The organism is Methylolobus aquaticus (assembly GCF_054172105.1).
The window spans coordinates 288,893-307,051 of record NZ_JBSYXP010000001.1; the positions used below are offsets into that span (position 1 = coordinate 288,893).

The 18,159-nt window shown below is 63.7% G+C and carries 18 protein-coding genes; 12 read left to right on the top strand and 6 right to left on the bottom strand.

Translation table 11 applies throughout. The features are described 5' to 3' along the window. Positions 1-48 precede the first annotated feature (48 nt). The 7 genes from ACW73L_RS01305 (at position 49) to ACW73L_RS01335 (ending at position 8,610) form a co-directional block, all read left to right on the top strand. Complete coding sequence (locus ACW73L_RS01305) at positions 49-2,817, top strand: valine--tRNA ligase (RefSeq protein ID WP_498919526.1); 2,769 nt, start codon at positions 49-51, stop codon at positions 2,815-2,817. A gap of 122 nt (positions 2,818-2,939) precedes the next feature. Then, positions 2,940-4,652 (top strand): type IV-A pilus assembly ATPase PilB, encoded by a 1,713-nt coding sequence (pilB, locus tag ACW73L_RS01310; protein ID WP_498919527.1) that lies wholly within the window; start codon positions 2,940-2,942, stop codon positions 4,650-4,652. 5 nt (positions 4,653-4,657) lie between these two features. After that, the gene (locus ACW73L_RS01315) at positions 4,658-5,872 is read left to right on the top strand and encodes a type II secretion system F family protein (protein ID WP_129882452.1); all 1,215 of its coding nucleotides are present in this window, start codon (positions 4,658-4,660) and stop codon (positions 5,870-5,872) included. Positions 5,873-5,886: 14 nt separating this feature from the next. Beyond that, complete coding sequence (locus ACW73L_RS01320; protein ID WP_498919528.1) at positions 5,887-6,759, top strand: prepilin peptidase; 873 nt, start codon at positions 5,887-5,889, stop codon at positions 6,757-6,759. A 10-nt stretch (positions 6,760-6,769) separates the two neighbouring features. Continuing rightward, entirely contained in the window at positions 6,770-7,378 is a 609-nt protein-coding gene (gene coaE / locus ACW73L_RS01325) for a dephospho-CoA kinase (protein ID WP_498919529.1), read from the top strand. A 131-nt stretch (positions 7,379-7,509) separates the two neighbouring features. After that, complete coding sequence (zapD, locus tag ACW73L_RS01330; protein ID WP_139557513.1) at positions 7,510-8,277, top strand: cell division protein ZapD; 768 nt, start codon at positions 7,510-7,512, stop codon at positions 8,275-8,277. Positions 8,278-8,352: 75 nt separating this feature from the next. After that, positions 8,353-8,610 (top strand): sulfurtransferase TusA family protein, encoded by a 258-nt coding sequence (locus tag ACW73L_RS01335; RefSeq protein ID WP_498919531.1) that lies wholly within the window; start codon positions 8,353-8,355, stop codon positions 8,608-8,610. Positions 8,611-8,640: 30 nt separating this feature from the next. On the opposite strand, the gene ACW73L_RS01340 is transcribed toward ACW73L_RS01335, so the two are convergent. After that, positions 8,641-9,294, bottom strand: a complete 654-nt coding sequence (locus ACW73L_RS01340; RefSeq protein WP_498919533.1) for a histidinol-phosphatase — start codon at positions 9,292-9,294, stop codon at positions 8,641-8,643. Positions 9,295-9,490: 196 nt separating this feature from the next. Here ACW73L_RS01340 and ACW73L_RS01345 point away from each other — a divergent pair, with 196 nt between their 5' ends. The 5 genes from ACW73L_RS01345 (at position 9,491) to pgl (ending at position 12,989) form a co-directional block, all read left to right on the top strand. Then, positions 9,491-10,024: an RNA pyrophosphohydrolase gene (locus ACW73L_RS01345; RefSeq protein ID WP_498919835.1), complete on the top strand. Its 534-nt coding sequence runs from the start codon at positions 9,491-9,493 to the stop codon at positions 10,022-10,024. A gap of 65 nt (positions 10,025-10,089) precedes the next feature. Continuing rightward, complete coding sequence (locus tag ACW73L_RS01350) at positions 10,090-10,395, top strand: hypothetical protein (RefSeq protein ID WP_165370055.1); 306 nt, start codon at positions 10,090-10,092, stop codon at positions 10,393-10,395. Between the two features lie 52 nt (positions 10,396-10,447). Further along, positions 10,448-11,095: a retropepsin-like aspartic protease family protein gene (locus tag ACW73L_RS01355; RefSeq protein ID WP_498919535.1), complete on the top strand. Its 648-nt coding sequence runs from the start codon at positions 10,448-10,450 to the stop codon at positions 11,093-11,095. 148 nt (positions 11,096-11,243) lie between these two features. Further along, positions 11,244-12,188: a GGDEF domain-containing protein gene (locus ACW73L_RS01360; protein WP_498919536.1), complete on the top strand. Its 945-nt coding sequence runs from the start codon at positions 11,244-11,246 to the stop codon at positions 12,186-12,188. Positions 12,189-12,293: 105 nt separating this feature from the next. After that, positions 12,294-12,989, top strand: coding sequence for a 6-phosphogluconolactonase (pgl, locus tag ACW73L_RS01365; protein ID WP_498919538.1), 696 nt, complete (start codon positions 12,294-12,296; stop codon positions 12,987-12,989). Between the two features lie 32 nt (positions 12,990-13,021). On the opposite strand, the gene ACW73L_RS01370 is transcribed toward pgl, so the two are convergent. The 5 genes from ACW73L_RS01370 to ACW73L_RS01390 all read right to left on the bottom strand — a co-directional run bounded on the left by ACW73L_RS01370 (position 13,022) and on the right by ACW73L_RS01390 (position 18,143). Then, positions 13,022-14,080 carry an SAM-dependent methyltransferase gene (locus ACW73L_RS01370; protein ID WP_498919539.1) on the bottom strand — a complete coding sequence of 353 codons (1,059 nt, stop codon included), beginning with the start codon at positions 14,078-14,080 and terminating at the stop codon, positions 13,022-13,024. Beyond that, entirely contained in the window at positions 14,053-14,880 is an 828-nt protein-coding gene (locus tag ACW73L_RS01375) for a DUF1295 domain-containing protein (protein WP_498919540.1), read from the bottom strand. The genes ACW73L_RS01370 and ACW73L_RS01375 overlap by 28 nt, the downstream gene beginning before the upstream one ends. Next, a complete protein-coding gene (locus ACW73L_RS01380; RefSeq protein ID WP_498919542.1) occupies positions 14,844-16,043 on the bottom strand; it encodes a class I SAM-dependent methyltransferase in 1,200 nt (399 codons plus the stop codon). Before ACW73L_RS01380 ends, ACW73L_RS01375 begins: the two co-directional genes overlap by 37 nt. Positions 16,044-16,152: 109 nt before the next feature. Then, on the bottom strand, positions 16,153-16,896 hold the full coding sequence (locus ACW73L_RS01385) for a DUF1365 domain-containing protein (protein ID WP_498919544.1): 744 nt from the start codon (positions 16,894-16,896) through the stop codon (positions 16,153-16,155). Continuing rightward, a complete protein-coding gene (locus ACW73L_RS01390) occupies positions 16,893-18,143 on the bottom strand; it encodes an NAD(P)/FAD-dependent oxidoreductase (protein WP_498919546.1) in 1,251 nt (416 codons plus the stop codon). The genes ACW73L_RS01385 and ACW73L_RS01390 overlap by 4 nt, the downstream gene beginning before the upstream one ends. Positions 18,144-18,159: the final 16 nt, after the last annotated feature.

Below are 18,159 nucleotides of genomic sequence, written 5' to 3' on the forward strand. Positions count from 1 at the left end.
GCCAGGCACTCCGTTACGACAACGAGAATTCACCCGAACAGTCAATCCATGGAAAAGACTTACGAACCACACGCCATCGAAAAAGCCTGGTATCGGCGCTGGGAAGACAGCGGCTACTTCGCACCGGCAGGCGACGGGCCCGCCTACTGCATCATGATCCCGCCGCCGAACGTGACCGGCAGCCTGCACATGGGGCATGCCTTCCAGGACACGATCATGGACACGCTGATCCGTTACCACCGCATGCGTGGCTGCCGCACGTTGTGGCAGGCGGGCACGGACCATGCCGGTATCGCGACGCAGATGGTCGTCGAGCGGCAACTGGCCCAACAGGACAAGTCCCGACACGACCTGGGGCGCGAGGCTTTCGTCGCCAAGGTCTGGGAGTGGAAGCACGAGTCCGGTGGCACGATCACGCAGCAGTTGCGCCGCATGGGCGCCTCGCTGGACTGGACCCGCGAGCGGTTCACGATGGACGAGGGCTTGTCCCAGGCCGTCCGGGAAGTCTTCGTCCGCCTGTTCGAGAAGGACTTGATCTATCGAGGCAAGCGTCTGGTCAACTGGGATCCGGTGTTGCACACGGCGGTGTCCGATCTGGAAGTCGTCTCTCAGGAGGAAAGCGGCCACTTGTGGCACATGCGCTACCCGCTGGCCGATGGCTCGGGTCATCTGGTGGTCGCGACCACGCGCCCCGAGACGATGTTGGGTGACACGGCCGTCGCCGTGAATCCCGACGACGACCGCTACCGACATCTGGTCGGGAAATCCATCCGGCTACCGCTGACCGGCCGCGAGATTCCCGTCATCGCCGACGATTACGTCGACCCGGAATTCGGTTCCGGCTGCGTGAAGATCACGCCGGCCCACGACTTCAACGACTACGCGATCGGCGTGCGGCATGGGCTACCCATGATCAGCGTGCTCGATCCCAGCGCGGCGATCCTGCCGCTGGCAGATATTCCGGAGCGCTACCACGGCCTGGACCGCTACGAGGCGCGCGACCGCATCGTGCACGACCTGAACGAACTGGGTCTGATGGAGGCCATCGTCGACCACAAGCTGATGGTGCCGCGTGGCGACCGCACGGGCGTGGTGATAGAACCGTTGCTGACCGACCAGTGGTTCGTGAAGGCCAAGCCACTGGCCGAGCCGGCCATCGCCGCGGTGCATGACGGACGCATGCGCTTCGTGCCGGACAACTGGAAGAACACCTATTTCCAGTGGATGAACAACATCGAGGACTGGTGCATCTCCCGCCAGATCTGGTGGGGCCACCGGATTCCCGCCTGGTACGATGCCGATGGCGAGGTGTACGTTGGTCTCAGCGAAGATGCCGTGCGCCAGTCCCATGGTCTCGGTCCCGACGTCGCGCTGCGGCAGGACGAAGACGTGCTCGATACGTGGTTCTCGTCCGCCTTGTGGCCGTTCTCGACCCTGGGCTGGCCGGAGCGGACCCCGGAACTGGACACGTTTTACCCCGGATCGGTGCTGGTGACCGGATTCGACATCATCTTCTTCTGGGTCGCCCGGATGATGATGATGGGCATCGAGTTCATGGGCGACGTGCCGTTCCGGGAGGTCTACATCCATGGGCTGGTCCGCGACGCCGAAGGGCAGAAGATGTCCAAGTCGAAAGGCAACGTGCTCGACCCGATCGACCTGATCGATGGCATCGGCATCGACGCGCTGGTCGCGAAGCGCACCCAAGGCCTGATGCAGCCACAGATGGCGGCCCGAATCGAGAAGCAGACCCGCAAGGATTATCCCGACGGCATCCCGTCGTTCGGGACTGATGCGCTGCGTTTCACGTTTGCCTCACTCGCGTCGACCGGTCGCGACATCCGCTTCGATCTGAAGCGCGTCGAGGGTTACCGCAATTTCTGCAACAAGCTCTGGAATGCGGCCCGCTTCGTGATGATGAATACCGAAGGGCAGGATCTTGCCGATCTCCCGCCCGGGACTGCGCTCGGTGCCCCCGACCGCTGGATCCTCAGCCGACTACAGCGCGTGACTCAGGCGGTTACCGAGGCGGTCGGCAGCTACCGCTTCGATCTCGCGGCCCAGGCGCTGTACGACTTCGTATGGAGCGAGTTCTGCGACTGGTATCTGGAACTCGCCAAGATCGAGTTGCAGGGTGAAGACCCGCTGAGCGCGCGCGCGACGCGGCGGACCCTCGTCGGCGTACTCGAAGCCACACTGAGGCTGATTCATCCGATCATGCCTTTCGTCTCCGAAGAGATCTGGCAACGGGTTGCACCGCTGGCGGGAAAGACCGGTGCGACGATCATGCTGCAACCGTACCCCGAAGCGGAGCCGGCGCTGGTCGATCCATCGATCGAACACGAACTGGCCTGGTTGATGGAGGTAGTCATGGGCGTCCGGCGCATCCGCGGCGAGATGAACATCGCACCGGGCCGGCCCTTGCCCGTGCTGATGCAGAGCCCGCAGGGCGCCGACCGCGAGCGTGTCGAGCGACATCGTCGTACCATCGAGAGCGTCGCGCGGCTCGAGACCATCGTTTGGCTTGAGCCGGAAACCCAGGCGCCGGAAGCCGCGATGGCCCTGGTCGGTGACATGAAGGTACTGATACCCCTCAAGGGTCTGATCGATGTGGATGCCGAACTCACGCGGCTGGAAAAGGAGATTGCCCGGATCGGCAAGGAATTGCCGCGGCTGGAAGGCAAGTTGAGCGATGATTCCTTCATCGCCAAGGCGCCGCCGGCGGTGGTCGAGAAGGAGCGACTCCGGCTGCGCGACCTCCAGGCCAGCCTGTCCGAATTGGAGGCCCAGAAGCAAAAGATCGGCGCGCTGCGGTGAGCGGACGGTGCGCCGCAGGCCGGTGCACGGAGGAGGGCGGTGTACCTCTTCAGGTGCTCTCTATGCTTAAGTTCTGATCGTCGGCGCCCGGACGGATTTCAGGCCTTGCAGAGACTGCGTACATGACCGTCGTGACTCCACCAACGCCGCTTAGCGGGCTGGCGCAATGCCTGGTCCGCCAGGGCGTGCTGACCGATGCGACGGCGCAGGCCTGCTGCGCCGAGGCGGCAGAACAGAAGATGTCGCTGGTTTCGTATCTGGTCGGCAGCAAGCGCCTTGAAGGCCGCACCATTGCCGAGATCGTGTCGCGTGAATTCGGCCTGCCGCTGCTGGACCTGGATGCCTTTCTGGTGGAGATGGCGCCCGTCAAGCTCATCAGCGAGCGGCTGATCCGGCAGCACCGCATCCTGCCGCTCTACCGACGTGGCAACCGCCTGTTCGTCGCGCTATCCGACCCTACTGACTTCCATGGTCTGGACGAGGTCAAGTTTCAGACGCGCCTGGCGACCGAATGCGTGGTTGTCGAAGAGGAAAAGCTGTCGCGTTTCGTCGAGGCCGTGCTCGATGCGGCCGATACGCGTATCGCCGATCTTCTGGACAGCGACCTCGACAATCTTCAGATCTCGGCCGGTGACGAAGACCCCGCAGGCGACGTCGAACCGAACGAAATCGACGACGCGCCGATCGTGCGTTTCGTCAACAAGATCCTGGTGGACGCGATCAAGAAGGGCGCGTCCGACATTCACTTCGAGCCATACGAGAAGTTCTTCAGGATCCGGTTCCGCCACGATGGGATGCTGCATGAAGTCGCCAGTCCTCCGGCCAACCTCGCATCGCGAATCACCGCCCGGCTCAAGGTGATGTCACGCATGGATATCGCCGAGCGGCGCGTGCCTCAGGACGGCCGCATCAAGATGTCGGTGTCGCGCACGCGCGCGATCGATTTCCGCGTCAACACCTGCCCCACGCTGTTCGGTGAAAAGGTCGTGCTGCGCATCCTCGATCCGGCGCAGGCCCAGATCGGCATCGAGCGACTCGGTTTCGAGCCGGCCCAGCAGGAGGCCTTCCTGACCGCGATCAACAAGCCTTATGGCATGGTGCTCGTGACGGGACCCACCGGCAGCGGCAAGACCGTGACCCTCTATACCGCGTTGAACATTCTGAACCGCGGGGACTGCAACATCTCGACGGCGGAAGATCCGGTCGAGATCACCGTCGGCGGCATCAACCAGGTCAATGTCAACGTCAAGACGGGGCTGACCTTTGCCGAGGCGCTGCGCGCCTTCCTGCGACAGGATCCGGACATCATCATGGTCGGCGAGGTGCGCGACCTCGAAACGGCCGAGATCGCCGTCAAGGCGGCGCAGACCGGCCACATGGTGTTGTCGACCCTGCATACCAACGATGCGCCGCAGACTCTGAACCGGCTGATGCAGATGGGGATTCCGCCGTTCAACATCGCGTCATCGGTGCTGCTGATCATGGCGCAGCGCCTTGCCCGGCGGTTGTGCGACCACTGCAAGAAGGAACTGACGCTGCCGCACGAAATCCTCATTGCGGCCGGCTTCGCCGAGCATGAGCTGGACGGCTTTCCGGTGTACGGCCCGGTCGGCTGCGACCGCTGCATCAAGGGTTACAAGGGGCGCGTCGGTCTGTTCCAGGTCATGCCCATTTCCGACGAGATCAACCGCATCATTCTGTCGGGGGGCGATGTGATCCAGATCGGTTCGCAGGCCGCCCGCGAAGGGGTCGCAACGCTGCGCCAGTCGGGGCTGCGGAAGGTCAAGTCCGGCATGACCAGTCTCGAAGAGATCGAACGCGTGACACGGGAGTGACCGGTATGGCCAAGGAAACGCTCGACCTGTTTGCCTGGGAGGGCATCGACCGCAACGGGGCCCGGATCAAGGGCGAACTGCCCGGTCGCAGCGAGGCACTGGTGAAGGCCGAGTTGCGGCGGCAGGGCATCAAGGTCATCAAGGCGAAGAAGAAGGCCAAGCCTTTGTTCGGGCCGCGCAAGAAGCCGATCAAGCCCAAGGACATCGCCGTGTTTTCCCGACAACTCGCCACGATGCTGAGTGCCGGTGTGCCGCTGGTGCAGGCTTTCGATATCGTGGGGCGTGGTCACGAGAACCCGAGCATGCAGGACATGTTGTTCGCGATCAAGGCGGACATCGAAGGCGGCAGCACCTTGCGCGAGTCGCTCGCGAAGTTTCCTGAGCATTTCGATGAGTTGTTCTGCAACCTGGTGAATGCCGGTGAGCAGGCGGGTGTGCTCGAGACCCTGCTGCACAAGGTGGCTGACTATAAGGAGAAGACGGAGTCGCTTAAGGGCAAGATCAAGAAGGCCCTGTTCTATCCCACCGCGGTGATCGTCGTCGCCGTGATCGTCACGACGATCCTGCTGCTGTTCGTCGTGCCGCAATTCGAAGAGCTGTTCAAGGGCTTCGGCGCGGATCTGCCGGCTTTCACGCGGATGGTCATTGATCTGTCGAAATGGCTGCAGGAGTGGTGGTATGTACTGCTGGGGGTGATCGCCGCCGTCGGTTTCGTGTTCGTCCGGCTGAAACGGCGCTCGGTCGCGTTCAACCATACGCTGGACCGGCTCGTGCTCAAGATCCCGATCATTGGCGTGATTCTGAACAAGGCGGCGGTCGCCCGGTTTGCCCGGACCTTGTCGACGATGTCGGCAGCCGGGGTGCCGTTGGTCGAGGCGTTGCAGTCGGTTGCCGGAGCGACCGGGAACGTGATCTACTCCGATGCCGTGTTGCACATCCGCGATGAAGTCGCGACGGGGCATCAGCTCCAACTCGCGATGCGCCAGGCCAATCTGTTTCCCAACATGGTCATCCAGATGGTGGCCATCGGCGAGGAATCCGGCTCGTTGGACGGCATGTTGTCCAAGGTCGCGGATTTCTTCGAGGAGGAAGTCGACAATGCGGTGGACGCGCTTAGCAGCCTGATCGAGCCATTCATCATGGCCTTCCTCGGCATCGTCGTCGGTGGCCTCGTGGTAGCGATGTACCTGCCCATCTTCAAACTGGGCTCGGTGGTGTAGGGACCGATGCAATGATGAGTGAAGTGCAGGCGTTGCCGGAGGCGGCGGTGCTGGTGCTGGCCGGAGCGATCGGGCTCCTGGTCGGCAGTTTCCTGAACGTCGTGATCTTCCGGTTGCCGCGTATGCTGGAGCGTGGCTGGCGACGCGATTGCCAGTTGTACCTCGGTCTGGAGGCGGCAGCAGAAACGGGGCCGGACATCAATCTGCTGTGGCCGAACTCTTTCTGCCCAGCGTGTCGAGCACCGATCCGACCCTGGGAGAACATCCCCGTCGTCAGTTACCTGTTGCTGCGAGGACGCTGCCGCGCCTGCGGTGCGCGTATCCCTCTCCGTTACCCCGTCATCGAGGCCCTGACGGCCGGGATCGCGGTGCTCGTGGCCTGGCGCTTCGGCGCCTCCTGGCCCGGCCTGGCGGCGCTGGTGTTGAGCGGAATGCTGATCGCCCTGAGTGCGATAGACCTGGAGCATCAGTTGCTGCCGGATGCCATCAACGGCCCGGGGCTGTGGCTGGGCTTGCTGCTCAGCCTGACGGGCTGGTTCGTGGAACCGCGCGATGCCATCATCGGCGCCGCTGCCGGCTATCTGGCCCTGTGGGGCGTCTATCAGCTTTTTCGACTGGCGACGGGCAAGGAGGGGATGGGGTTTGGCGATTTCAAGCTGCTGGCGCTGCTCGGGGCCTGGCTGGGGTGGCAAGCGATCCCCGTGATCGTGCTGGTCTCGTCAACTCTGGGCGCGGTGGTTGGGTCGGCGATGATCCTGTTCGCCGGCCATGAGCGCGGGAAGCCGCTGCCGTTCGGTCCCTACCTGGCTGCAGCGGGTTTCATCCACTTGTGCTGGGGACAGGCCCTGATCGACGCGTATCTCGGCTGGTTCCACGCGGGTTTCTGAGGTCGCGTCGTTGGGCCTGCTGCGGATCGGCTTGACGGGGGGCATCGGTAGCGGCAAGTCGACGGTCGCCCGCGCGTTTGCCGCGCGCGGCGTACCCGTGCTCGATGCGGACGAAATCGCCCGCAAGTTGGTTCAGCCGGGGACGCCGGCGATCGGTTCCATCGTGGCGGCTTTCGGGTCGGAGTTGCTGCGGGGCGGGCAACTCGACCGGGCCGCGCTGCGCGAGGTGATTTTTCACGATGACCGCAAGCGGCTCCAGTTGGAAGCCATCCTGCACCCTCTGGTCTTTCGCGAACTGGCGCTTCAGGCCGGGCAGCTGTCCGACGAGCCCTATGGCATTCTTTGCATTCCGCTATTGATCGAGACGGGCCGCCGCGATTTCGTCGACCGCTTGCTGGTGGTGGATTGTCCGGTGGCGCTGCAGATCGAACGGGTCATGCGCCGTGACGGCAGTTCGGAGGACACGATCAGGCGCATCATCGCGCGTCAGGCCAGTCGCGAGGAGCGGCTCGCGGCGGCGGATGATGTCATCCTCAACGACGGGGAGCCGGCAGCGGTGGAACGCAGTGTCGAGCGCCTGGACGCGGTTTACCGGCTGTGGGCACGGCGGGCGCGGTGACCGTGTCCGCGCTGCTGTTGGGCGAGGCCTACGGCTATTGACTAAATGTCGCCATCCGTCACAATTCCCCGGCACACTTGCTCTCCGCTTCGCCGAAGCGACCCCCGTACCACCCACTTTCCGATAGCCCCTTGAGCGACAGCATTCTCTACGAGTTCCCGCTGAATGAGCGGATACGCGTCTTCATGCGTCTTGAACGCCTGTTCCAGGAGATCGACTACTTCAACCGTGGTGCGGCGGCGCAGGACTCGCGCGTCGTGGTCGGGCGTCTGATCGAAGTGTTGACCATCTTTTCGCGCTTCGACCTGCGTTCTGAATTGCTGAAGGAGATCGACCGGCACAATCAGGTGCTCGGCAAGCTGCTCGACAATCCCCATGTCGATCAGCCGAAGGTCAGGAACATCCTGTCCGCGCTGGAGGAAATCGGCAGTCAGCTCTACCGCAATACCGGCAAGTTGGGACAGTCGCTGATGGAGGCCGATCTGTTCAAGGGCATCGCTCAGCGGACGTCGATCGCGGGCGGTACCTGTTCGTTCGATCTGCCCTTGTTTCACTACTGGCTGGAACAGGACGGCGCGACGCGCAAGGCAGATCTGGCCTTGTGGCTGGAGCCGTTCGCGAGCATTCGGTCCGCCATCCAGTTATTGATGGGTTTTCTTCGTTCCAGCGCGACTGCGACGACGGAAACAGCGGATGGCGGGTTCTTCCAGAAGACCTTGGACCACAATCTGCCGTTTCAACTGCTGCGCGTGGCGGTCGATCGCCGCTATCCGTGTTTTGCCGAGATCAGTGGCGGCAAGCACCGCTTCACGATCCGTTTCATGACGCAGGTCGACAGCGATCGCCCGACACCCTTCAAGGAAGACGTGGATTTCCGGCTGACCTGCTGCGTGCTATGACGTCGTTGCGACTGCCCGCCGCCGACGCGTTGCGGCTCGACGCGTGTCCCCGCTCCACCGGTGCCGAGTGGATCCATGGGGCTTGAAGAGCGCTCCGCAGCGATGATTCAGGTCCATTGCGAACTGGATACGAGCGGTCTGATGTGCCCGCTGCCGTTGTTGCGTCTGAAGAAGGCACTGGTCGCCATGGAGGCGGGGCAGGTGGTCAGGGTCAGGGCGACCGATCCGGCTTCCGTGCTCGACTTCGGCGTATTCCTGGAGCAGACCGGGCACACGCTACTCGATCGCCGGGAAGAATCCGGAACCCTATCCTATCTCATCCGCAAAGCCTGACGGCCGGCCCCTGGCCGGCTCCCGCGTCGCTCAGCGGAGGCTGATCACCGGCCAGCCGCGCTCGTTCGCCAAGGCCAACAGGTGCTCGTCCGGGTCCACGGCCACCGGGTTGTCGACCAGCGCCAGCAGCGGCTCGTCGTTGTGTGAATCGCTGTAGAACCAGCTTCCGGTTAGGTCCTGGTCGAATTCCTCGAGCCAGGCCCGCAGCCGTGTCACTTTGCCGTCGCGGAAGCAGGGCGTGCCGACGAAGCGCCCCGTGTAACGGCCGTCGAGGAACTCGGGCGTCGTCGCAATGAGATGGTCGATACCGTACAGTTCGACGATGGGCTCGGTGACGAAGCGGTTGGTGGCGGTGATGACGACCAGCAGGTCGCCCTGTTCCCGGTGCCTAGCGATGATTCGGTGGGCCTCGGGCAACAGGATGGGCCGTATCTTCTGCTCGATGAACTCGCGGCGCCAACTGCGCAGCGCATCCGGATCGTTCTCGGCCAACGGTCGCAGGGCGAATCCCAGGAACGCTTCGATATCGAGCCGTCCCGCCTGATAGTCCAGATAGAACTGGAGATTCGCCTCCTCGTAGGCATCGCGGTCGACGACACCCTGTTCAACGAGGTACTGACCCCAGAGGTAATCGCTATCGCCGGCCAGTAGGGTATTGTCAAGGTCGAATATTGCGAGGCTCACGCGATTCCTATAGAGTCATGGGTTTATGCAACAGTGCATTTTTGCTGACGGATCTGTCGCGATGCATCGGCCATCAGCAGTCGATTGCAATGGTCGCGACGGGATTCGCCGGAACGACAGTGTTCAGATGAAGCGAAGTCAAGCCTCGCGGGGCAAATTCTACCAGTACGAGCGGCGCCTGGCCTTGGGTGAGGACATCATCGATTGCGAAGGCTACCGCCTCAGCATCGGTATCGTGCTGTGCAACGGCGACCGGCGCGTGTTTTGGGCCCGGCGCGCCGGGATGCGTTCGTGGCAGTTTCCGCAGGGCGGAATAAAACGGGACGAGGAGCCCGAGTTCGCGATGTTTCGCGAACTCTACGAAGAGGTGGGACTGCGCAACGAGGACGTGGAGATCATCGGCCGGACCGATTCCTGGCTGCGTTACCAACTGCCGGAACGTTACGTGCGAAGGCACTCGACTCCGCTCTGCATCGGGCAGAAGCAGATCTGGTATGTCCTGGGTCTGCGTTCACCCGATTCGTCGATACGGCTCGATTGTTCGGAGCGTCCCGAGTTCGACGATTGGCGCTGGGTGGACTACTGGTTTCCGATCAATGATGTGGTCTATTTCAAGCGCGAGATCTATCGCCAGGCGCTAACGGAACTCGGTGGTTTCCTGTTGTCGGCAACCGGCCCCCGCATCGACGCGTCCGGCTTTCTGCTCCACGGTCGTCCGGCCGAACAGTAGCCAGTGTCTTCGCCATGTGGAATGTCGCGGGCAACGGGTTCCGTCCGCCGGCGTATGACAGCCTGATGTTCAATCGATCGGACAATGCCTGTGGCAATCGCCTGGAGCACTGGGCGCGCCTGAGAACACTGGGGCGTAGCCGCTTCATCTGGTCTTACGGTGTATTGCGCTGGGGTGGTTTCATGTGCTGCTTCTCGCTGGCCGTATTCCACTACCGGCAGTTCGGGAGCCCATGGAGCCTAGAGGGTAATGCGACCTTCCGCGTGATACTGGCGGCCATCGTCTGGGCTTACGTAGGCTATCTCTACGGCCGTTCCGTCTGGAACCGCAACGAACGTGATTATGCCGCCCGTCCCACCGCGACCCGCTAGCGGTCGTTCGCGGCGTCGCTACCCGCTGCTCCCGGTCGTCGTATGGTGTCTGATGGTCGCGGTGCCGGCGCCGGCGGCCGAACTCGGCACAGTGCTCGAAGCGCTCTCACGACGTCATCAGTTCGCCCTCCAGGGGCTGGAAAACCTTGCGCCGGGCGATGCCGTTGACGGACTGCCCACGGGAGACCTGTCCGGCCAGATTCGCCAGTTGCTGCAGCGGTACAACTATCTGTTGGTCTCTGCGGAAGCCCATCGGATCGAGAAGGTGGTAATCATCGGTGCGAAGCCGGAAGCTCCGGCGGCGGAGTCCGCACCCGCCGTCACGCTGCGGCGCGACGGCGTCCATCATCGGGTCGATGCGTCCCTGACGGGGCCTAACGGCCGAGTGATCGACACGACCTTGATCATCGACACCGGCGCCAGCAATCTCGTGTTGCCGTCGTCGATGATCGAGGCGCTGGGGTTCCGGGCGCAGGATCTGGCCGACGCCCGCTCGCAGACGGCGAGCGGTTCCGTGCCCGTGAAGCTGGCGACCCTGCCCGCGGTGGCTGTCGGTGCCAAGCTCGCGCAGGACGTGGCCGTCTCCTTCGTCGAGGACCGCCGCCTCGGCGATCTCCGTCTGTTGGGAATGAGTTTCCTGAGTCGGTTCACGGTGACGATCGACGACCGAAACCGGCGTTTGATCCTGGTCGACCGGTGATGCACGCGAGGAAGATGATCCTCGGCATCGCCTCAACGCGGGGCATGCGGCGGCGCGTGGGCTCGGCGCCCGCCGTCCCGCCCGTTTCTAGCGCCACCGATTCGGCATCTGTACTGGCATGTCAAAAGGGTTTGTGACGGCGAAACCGATGTTCGATTCCCCCGCCCGCATCCTGGTCGTCGATGACGACATCACGAATATCAAGATCCTGAGCGGCCTGCTGAAGACGGAGGGCGAGATACGGCACGCCATCGACGGATCGCAGGGCCTCTCCATCGTGCGCGAGTGGGGGCCGGATCTGGTCTTGCTGGATATGGAAATGCCGGGCATGAACGGCTTCGAAGTGTGCTCGGCACTGCGAGATCGCGGTGAGGATGCCCCGACGGTGCCACCGGCCGTGATTTTCGTCACGGCGCACAGCGGCGCGGAGACCGAGGTCGCCGCGCTCCGGGCGGGCGCCGTCGACTTCATTTCCAAACCCTTTCAGCCCGAGATCGTCCTGGCCCGGGTCTCGGCGCACCTGACGATCAAGCGTCAGGCTGACCTGCTGCGACGCCTGGCGGCGATCGATCCGCTGACGGGCCTGGCCAACCGACGGGCCTTCGATCAGCATCTCGAGGAGGAGTGGCGCCGTGCGTGCCGCACCGGCGACACCTTGGCGCTGATCATGGCCGATGTCGACCACTTCAAGCGTTTCAACGATCGTTACGGCCACCCGGCCGGCGATCAGTGCCTGCGTTCGGTCGGTGCGTTGCTGTTGCTGAATAGCCGCCGCCCCGGCGATCTCGTCGCGCGCTACGGGGGCGAGGAATTCGCGGTCATCCTGCCGGGGCTGTCGATGCCGCAGGCCATGCAGCATGCCGAGCGTCTGTGCGAGGCGGTGCGAGGGCTGGATGCCGCGGCGATCACCGCCGACACCTCCACTCGCGTGACGCTTAGCCTGGGTGTCGCGGTGCGCCATTGCGATCCCAGCCTGCCCCCCCACGATTTGGTGGCCATGGCAGACAGAGCGCTTTACCGAGCCAAAGAGGCCGGCAGGGACGGGTTCCAGTTGGCCGAGGAGTCGCTCTTGCCGGATGGCCATCGCGGCTAGAGTCGATGCAGCGTGTCCTGATCGGCCGGACTGGGCGGACACCGATGCAGCGTGGTCACGTTCTCGCCGTTTGATCATCCCTTTTCACAGCAAGTCGGAAGGTCTATGCAAACCAGTCAAACCCTTCGTTGGCACCTTTATCCAGACACGGCGGAACTGGTCGACCGTGCGGTCAGTGCGATCCACCGGATGGCAGAACACGCGATTCTCGCGCGCGGTGAGTTCAGCATCGTACTGGCCGGTGGCACCACCCCCAAGGCGCTCTACAAGCGGCTTGTGCCCCTCGTCACCGACTGGAGCCGATGGTCCGTCTATTTCGGTGACGAGCGTTGCCTGCCAGTCGATGATCCCGAGCGGAATAGCCGTATGGCTCGGGACGCGTGGCTGACGCACGTGCCGCTGCGTGCCGAACGGATCTTCCCGATTCCGGCGGAACTCGGGCCGGATCTGGGTGCCCGTGCCTACGACGAAGTATTGAAGCATGTGGGTTCATTCGACCTGGTACTGCTCGGGTTGGGCGAAGACGGTCATACCGCGAGCCTGTTTCCTGGGCAGAACTGGGGGCAGCGGATGGACGACCCGATGGCGCTGGCGGTTCGCGGAGCGCCGAAGCCGCCGCCGGAGCGCGTTTCGGTTAGCGCCAATCGTCTGTCGCATGCGCGCGAGGTCATGATCTTGGTCAACGGCGCTGGCAAGGCAGATGCGGTCGCGGCATGGCGGTCCGGGGAGCGTCTGCCCATCGCGGCCATCGTTCCCGACGCCGGCGTCGATGTGCTGATCACGACGGATGCCTGGCGCTGAAGCGAGCCGTCGTCCCAGCCGCGGGGCATGGGTCAGCGCTCCTTCGACGGGCGCGCGAAGCGGTAATGGGAGACTCCCCATTCCTCGCCGTTGCGGTAGCCGAACAGTTCGGAGCAGGCGATGAAGAAGATCCGCCAGCGCTGCCACCACCGCTGCGCGTCCGTACCGTAAACGGCCCGGAAGACCGGCAGAATTCGATTGCGGTGTTCTTCGTGCTGCTGTCGCCAGGCTTCCAGCGTGCGCTGGTAGTGCTGCCCGTTGAGCCGCCACTCGCCTTCGAGCGTCAGGTGCGGCGCCGCCAGGGTCGGCAGCAGCGCATGTGACGGCATCGTGCCGCCGGTGAAGAAGTAGCGCCCCATCCAGTCATCGGTGCCTTCCGCGCCAAAACGATAGGCCCAGTCGCGGTGGGCGAAGACGTGCACGAACAGCTTCCCTTTGGGCCGCAGCCAGCCCGCGACCCGCTGCAACAACAGCCGGTAATTGCGGGCATGCTCGAACATCTCGACCGAGACGATCCGATCGAATGCGCGGTCGCAGTCGAAATCGTTGATGTCCGCGGTGATGCACTCGATGTTGGACAAACCCAGGCCGGCGGCTTGAGCATCGATCCAGCGCCGCTGCGAGTCGGAGTTCGACATCGCGACGATGCGCGCCTCGGGGTACTGCTGCGCCATCCACAGGGTCAGGGATCCCCATCCGCACCCCAGTTCGAGCACGTCCATGCCATTCTCTATGGCGGCGTGGTCGCAGCTCAGCTTCAGCATGGCGCTTTCCGCGGCCGCCAGCCCGCCGACGCCTTCGGGCCAAAAGCCGGAACTGTATTTGAGATGCGGGCCGAGGACGTGTTCGAAGAAGGTCTCCGGCACCTCGTAATGCTGGGCATTGGCCGCGTCCGTGTGTACCGCAATGGGCCCGCTCGACAAGGCCTTGAGCAGTCGCTGCTGCCCGTCGGTGCCTTCTCGGGCGAGTTCGGCGAGACGCTGACGGAGCAGACGACGTATCCCGGCGCGGATCGCGGTCTCGGGGAGCAGCCTACGTTCCATCAGTTCGATGGCGAAAGCCGTCAGCGGGGTCTGGATTTCGGAAACCATGGGAAGAACGCGTTGGTGGTTGCCTGATAAGCGCGGTAGTCATCGCCGCGTTTGAGCACGGCCTGACGCTCGGCGTGGGGGATCCCTGTCCCGTGAAGCAGGGTCAGCAGCATCAGCGCCTGGGTGGCGAGCGGTACCCACCAAGCAGCGGTGCCCAGTCCCAGCGGTACGTAGCTGCACCAGTGCAGCCACTCGAAAAAGTAGTTCGGATGGCGCGAATACCGCCACAGTCCGGCGCGGCAGGTCAATCCCGCCTTCGCGGGCTGGCCGCGCCACGCGGTGAGTTGACGGTCCGCGATGGTTTCCCCGGTCACGGCTATGACCCAGATCGCCATCGCCGGTAGCCACTGCCCCGGCTGCAAGGTTCCGGGCTGGTTGGCCAGCGCGAAAAATGGTAGGGAAAAGAGCACGGCGGCCAGTGACTGAAACTGGTAGAAGACGAAGAACCTCGCCTGGGTCCGTTCGGACCAGTGGGCGCGCAGATAGCGGTATCGACTGTCTTCCACGGCATGGCCGGAACGTTGGTGAATGTGCCGGGCGAGCCGCATCGCCCACAATGCGGGCAGCACACCGACCAGCGCCCGCATCGGCACGGAAGCGGTGCCCAGCAGCGCATACATCGCCGCGAGCGTGCCGATCGCGATTGCCCAGCCGACGTCCACTGCGTTGGCATTGGCCGTGCGGCGCTGGTGCCACCACAGCGCGGTGAAGCCCAGTGAGCATACCAGCCAGGCGGTAGCAAGCTGGCTATAGGGCAAGTCCGTCACGGCGCGACCGCTGCCAGCGTTGCGCGGCGGCATTCAGGCTTCGTCAGCAACATCTGGACGTTGCTGATCGCGCGCTCGGCAAAGCCGCCTTCGCAATACCCAAGATAGAAGAGCCACATGCGGATGAAGTGATCGGAGAAGCCCAGGGCCTTGACCGCGTCGAGCCGATCCATGAAGCGGTCACGCCAGCGCTGCAGGGTTGTGACGTAATGCGGACCGATGTCATCGAGATGGAACACGGCAAGGTCGGTGTGTCGGGCCAGCGACTGCGTAATCGCGGCGACCGAGGGGAGACAGCCCCCCGGAAAAATGTAGCGCTGGATGAAGTCGACGCGATGCTTCGCCGCCTCGAAAGTGCGGTCGGCGATCGTGATGGTCTGCAGCAGCATGAGGCCATCGGGTGCCAGCAACTCGCTGCACTGGCGAAAGTAGGTGTCGTAATAGGCGTGGCCCACTGCTTCCAGCATTTCGATCGAGACGATCTTGTCGTAACGTCCCTGTAGTGTCCGATAGTCCTGCAAAAGCACCGTCACGCGATCCGACAGCCCGGATTCGGCGATACGACGGGTTGCCAGGTCCCACTGCCGCTCCGAAATGGTGGTGGTCGTGATGCGACAGCCGTAATGCCGGGCCGCATGGAGAGCAAAGCCACCCCAGCCGGTGCCGATTTCGAGCAGATGGTCTCCCGGTTTCAACTGCAGTTTGCGACAGATCAGATCATTCTTGGCCACCGAAGCCTCGTAAAGAGTGCTCGAGGGGGCCGGGAACACCGCGCAGGAGTACATCAGCGTTTCGTCGAGGAAGAGCTGGTAGAACTCGTTGCTGAGGTCGTAATGCTGGGCAATATTGCTGCGGCTGCCTCGTAGCGTGTTGCGGTGGAGCCAGTGGTATGCCCTGAAAAGGGGATGAGCCAGGCGCGCGAGGCCCTTTTCCATACCCTCCATGACGGTTCGGTTGACTAGCAGAATCCGGATCAGACCGGTGAGGTCGTCGCTGCTCCACTCGCCATCCATAAAGCTTTCGCCGGCGCCTATCGTGCCACGCAGCGCCATGCGGCGGTAGGCTGCGAGGTCGTGCACCCGTACCGTCACGCGGAGCCCGCACCGTTCGGTCGGTTGGCCGAATTCCACGCAGCCACGGTCGTCTTCGAGCCGGAGCTGGCCGTCGGTCAAATGGCGCAGGCGGGCGTGCAACAAGCCTCGAAACCAAGTGTTCCGCCGCGTGCCGCCGGCGGCCGATGCGGTAAGTCCAGGGGTATTGTGCATAGGGGTTTGGGTCCGTAGACGCGGGTCAGTCAGGGGCGGGCTAGATTCTGTCCGGATGGGTGTGGACCGGAACTCCCTTCAGCCACAGTCGCGCCGCTTCCCAATGAATCGCACCGATGACCTGCAGCGTCATCAGCGGGAAGCGCAAGAGGCTTCGGGCCAGGCTCCAGGCGTCGATGGGTTCCCGGCGCATGGCCAGGGTTGCGTCGAACAACACGGTCGCGTCGCGACACACCTTCATATGCACCGTGAGTCTGTCGTCGGGCCGGTTGTTCTGCCACAGGTAGTCGACGGTCATCGGCAGGAAGGGCGACACATGCAGCGCCTTGGCGAAGCGCCGGCGCGCCGGTTCGCCCTCGGTCGGAGGCACGATCACATAGGCGTGGCGCTCTTTCCAGGGGGTATTGGTAACCTCGGCCAGCACGGCGTCCAGCGACTGACCGTCGGCCCCGAGACAGTAGTAGATGCTGATAGGATTGAAGCAGTAGCCCCAGTAGCGAAGGTGGGTCAGCAAACGGATCGGCCCTTCGGGCCGGTGTCCGGTAGCCGCCTGGACGGTTCGACGCACCGTCTCGGCCAGCGGCTCGCCGGGGTCGCCCAGATGATCGGACCGCCGAAACCAAGCCACATTGGGACGCGACGCAGACCAAAGCCAATAGTCGTCGAAGATGCGATCGATCTCGTCGAGATCCAGGTACAGCATGAACAGACCGTAGCGGAACTCATGCCGGCTCGGCACGAAACGCCGGTGTATGACGGTGCCGCGATAGAGGCAGCTGTTCATGTTGTGGGAGCGAGGCCGGTGAGCGCGCGGCAGACCCGCAGGCCGCTGGAGACTCCGTCCTCGTGAAAGCCGTAGCCCCAATAGGCGCCGGTAAACCAGGTGCGTCGCACGCCATTGATCTCCGACCAGCGCTGCTGGGCGCGCATGCCCTCGCGCGTGAACAGCGGGTGGTGGAAGGTCACGCGATCGATAATTCGGTCCGGCTCGATGTCGTCGCTTGGGTTCAGCGTTACCAGGTAGCGCGTTGGGCTGCGGATGCCCTGCAGGCGGTTCATGTCATAGGTCACCGCGAAGGATCGGTGCGCGCCGGCGCTCCGGCGGGAGTTCCAGGCGGCCCACGCCTGGCTTCGGCGAGGCATCTGTCGCAGGTCAGTGTGCAGCACCGCATCGTTGGTCTGGTAAGGCAGGGCACCTAGTATCGACCGCTCGGCATCGGTTGGATCGGCTAGCAGCCGCAGTGCCTGATCGCTGTGGCACGCAAAAATCACTTGGTCGAAAGCTTCCCTGCCCGCGGCTGTGGTGACCGTCACCGCTCGCTTGGATCGTTGCACGGTGCGCACCGGGCAGTTCAAGCGGATTCGATCGGCGAACGGGGCGGACAAAGCCTTCACGTACTCGCGCGAGCCCCCTCGGATCACGCGCCACTGTGGGCGGTCTCGCAGTGAGAGGAGGCCATGGTTCACGAAGAAACGGACGAAGAACGAGAGTGGCATCTGCAGCGTGCGCTCGCGTTCGGCCGACCAGATGGCCGATCCCATCGGGACCAGATAGTGGTCGATGAATTCGCCGTGGTAACCCTGTTCGGCCAGGTAGTCTCCGAGGGTCGCATCAGAGGCCGGCTGTTCCAGGGCCCGCGGCGCCTCCCGATTGAAGCGGAGGATGTCCACGATCATCCGGTGGAACGACGGGCGGAAAAGATTGCGCCGCTGTGCAAACAGGGTCGCGAGGCTGTGACCGTTGTACTCCAGGCCGGTTTGGGCGCAGCTGAAGCTGAAGCCCATGTCGGTGGGCTGCGAGGCCACGCCGCACTCGTTCATTAGTCGGACGAAGTTGGGGTAAGTCCGGTCGTTGAACACGATGAAGCCAGTGTCGATCGCGACGCGGTCCTGCCCGGTCATCACGTCCACCGTGCGGGTGTGGCCGCCGGCGTAGCTGGCCGCCTCGAACACGGTCACGGAGGCTCGCGGATGAAGCTCGTGCGCGCAGGTCAGGCCGGCAATACCGCTGCCGATGATCGCTATTCTCAAAATACGCTCCGCCGGT

Excerpts from the sequence above, each read along its gene's own strand:
- ACW73L_RS01335 (WP_498919531.1), top strand. The coding sequence starts at position 8,353 with ATGGGGCTTGAAGAGCGCTCCGCAGCGATGATTCAGGTCCATTGCGAA.
- ACW73L_RS01305 (WP_498919526.1), top strand. The coding sequence starts at position 49 with ATGGAAAAGACTTACGAACCACACGCCATCGAAAAAGCCTGGTATCGG.
- ACW73L_RS01375 (WP_498919540.1), bottom strand. The coding sequence starts at position 14,880 with ATGCCGCCGCGCAACGCTGGCAGCGGTCGCGCCGTGACGGACTTGCCC.
- ACW73L_RS01370 (WP_498919539.1), bottom strand. The coding sequence starts at position 14,080 with ATGGTTTCCGAAATCCAGACCCCGCTGACGGCTTTCGCCATCGAACTG.
- ACW73L_RS01360 (WP_498919536.1), top strand. The coding sequence starts at position 11,244 with ATGTTCGATTCCCCCGCCCGCATCCTGGTCGTCGATGACGACATCACG.
- ACW73L_RS01350 (WP_165370055.1), top strand. The coding sequence starts at position 10,090 with ATGTTCAATCGATCGGACAATGCCTGTGGCAATCGCCTGGAGCACTGG.
- pilB (WP_498919527.1), top strand. The coding sequence starts at position 2,940 with ATGACCGTCGTGACTCCACCAACGCCGCTTAGCGGGCTGGCGCAATGC.
- ACW73L_RS01355 (WP_498919535.1), top strand. The coding sequence starts at position 10,448 with ATGGTCGCGGTGCCGGCGCCGGCGGCCGAACTCGGCACAGTGCTCGAA.
- ACW73L_RS01320 (WP_498919528.1), top strand. The coding sequence starts at position 5,887 with ATGAGTGAAGTGCAGGCGTTGCCGGAGGCGGCGGTGCTGGTGCTGGCC.
- ACW73L_RS01385 (WP_498919544.1), bottom strand. The coding sequence starts at position 16,896 with ATGAACAGCTGCCTCTATCGCGGCACCGTCATACACCGGCGTTTCGTG.
- pgl (WP_498919538.1), top strand. The coding sequence starts at position 12,294 with ATGCAAACCAGTCAAACCCTTCGTTGGCACCTTTATCCAGACACGGCG.
- ACW73L_RS01315 (WP_129882452.1), top strand. The coding sequence starts at position 4,658 with ATGGCCAAGGAAACGCTCGACCTGTTTGCCTGGGAGGGCATCGACCGC.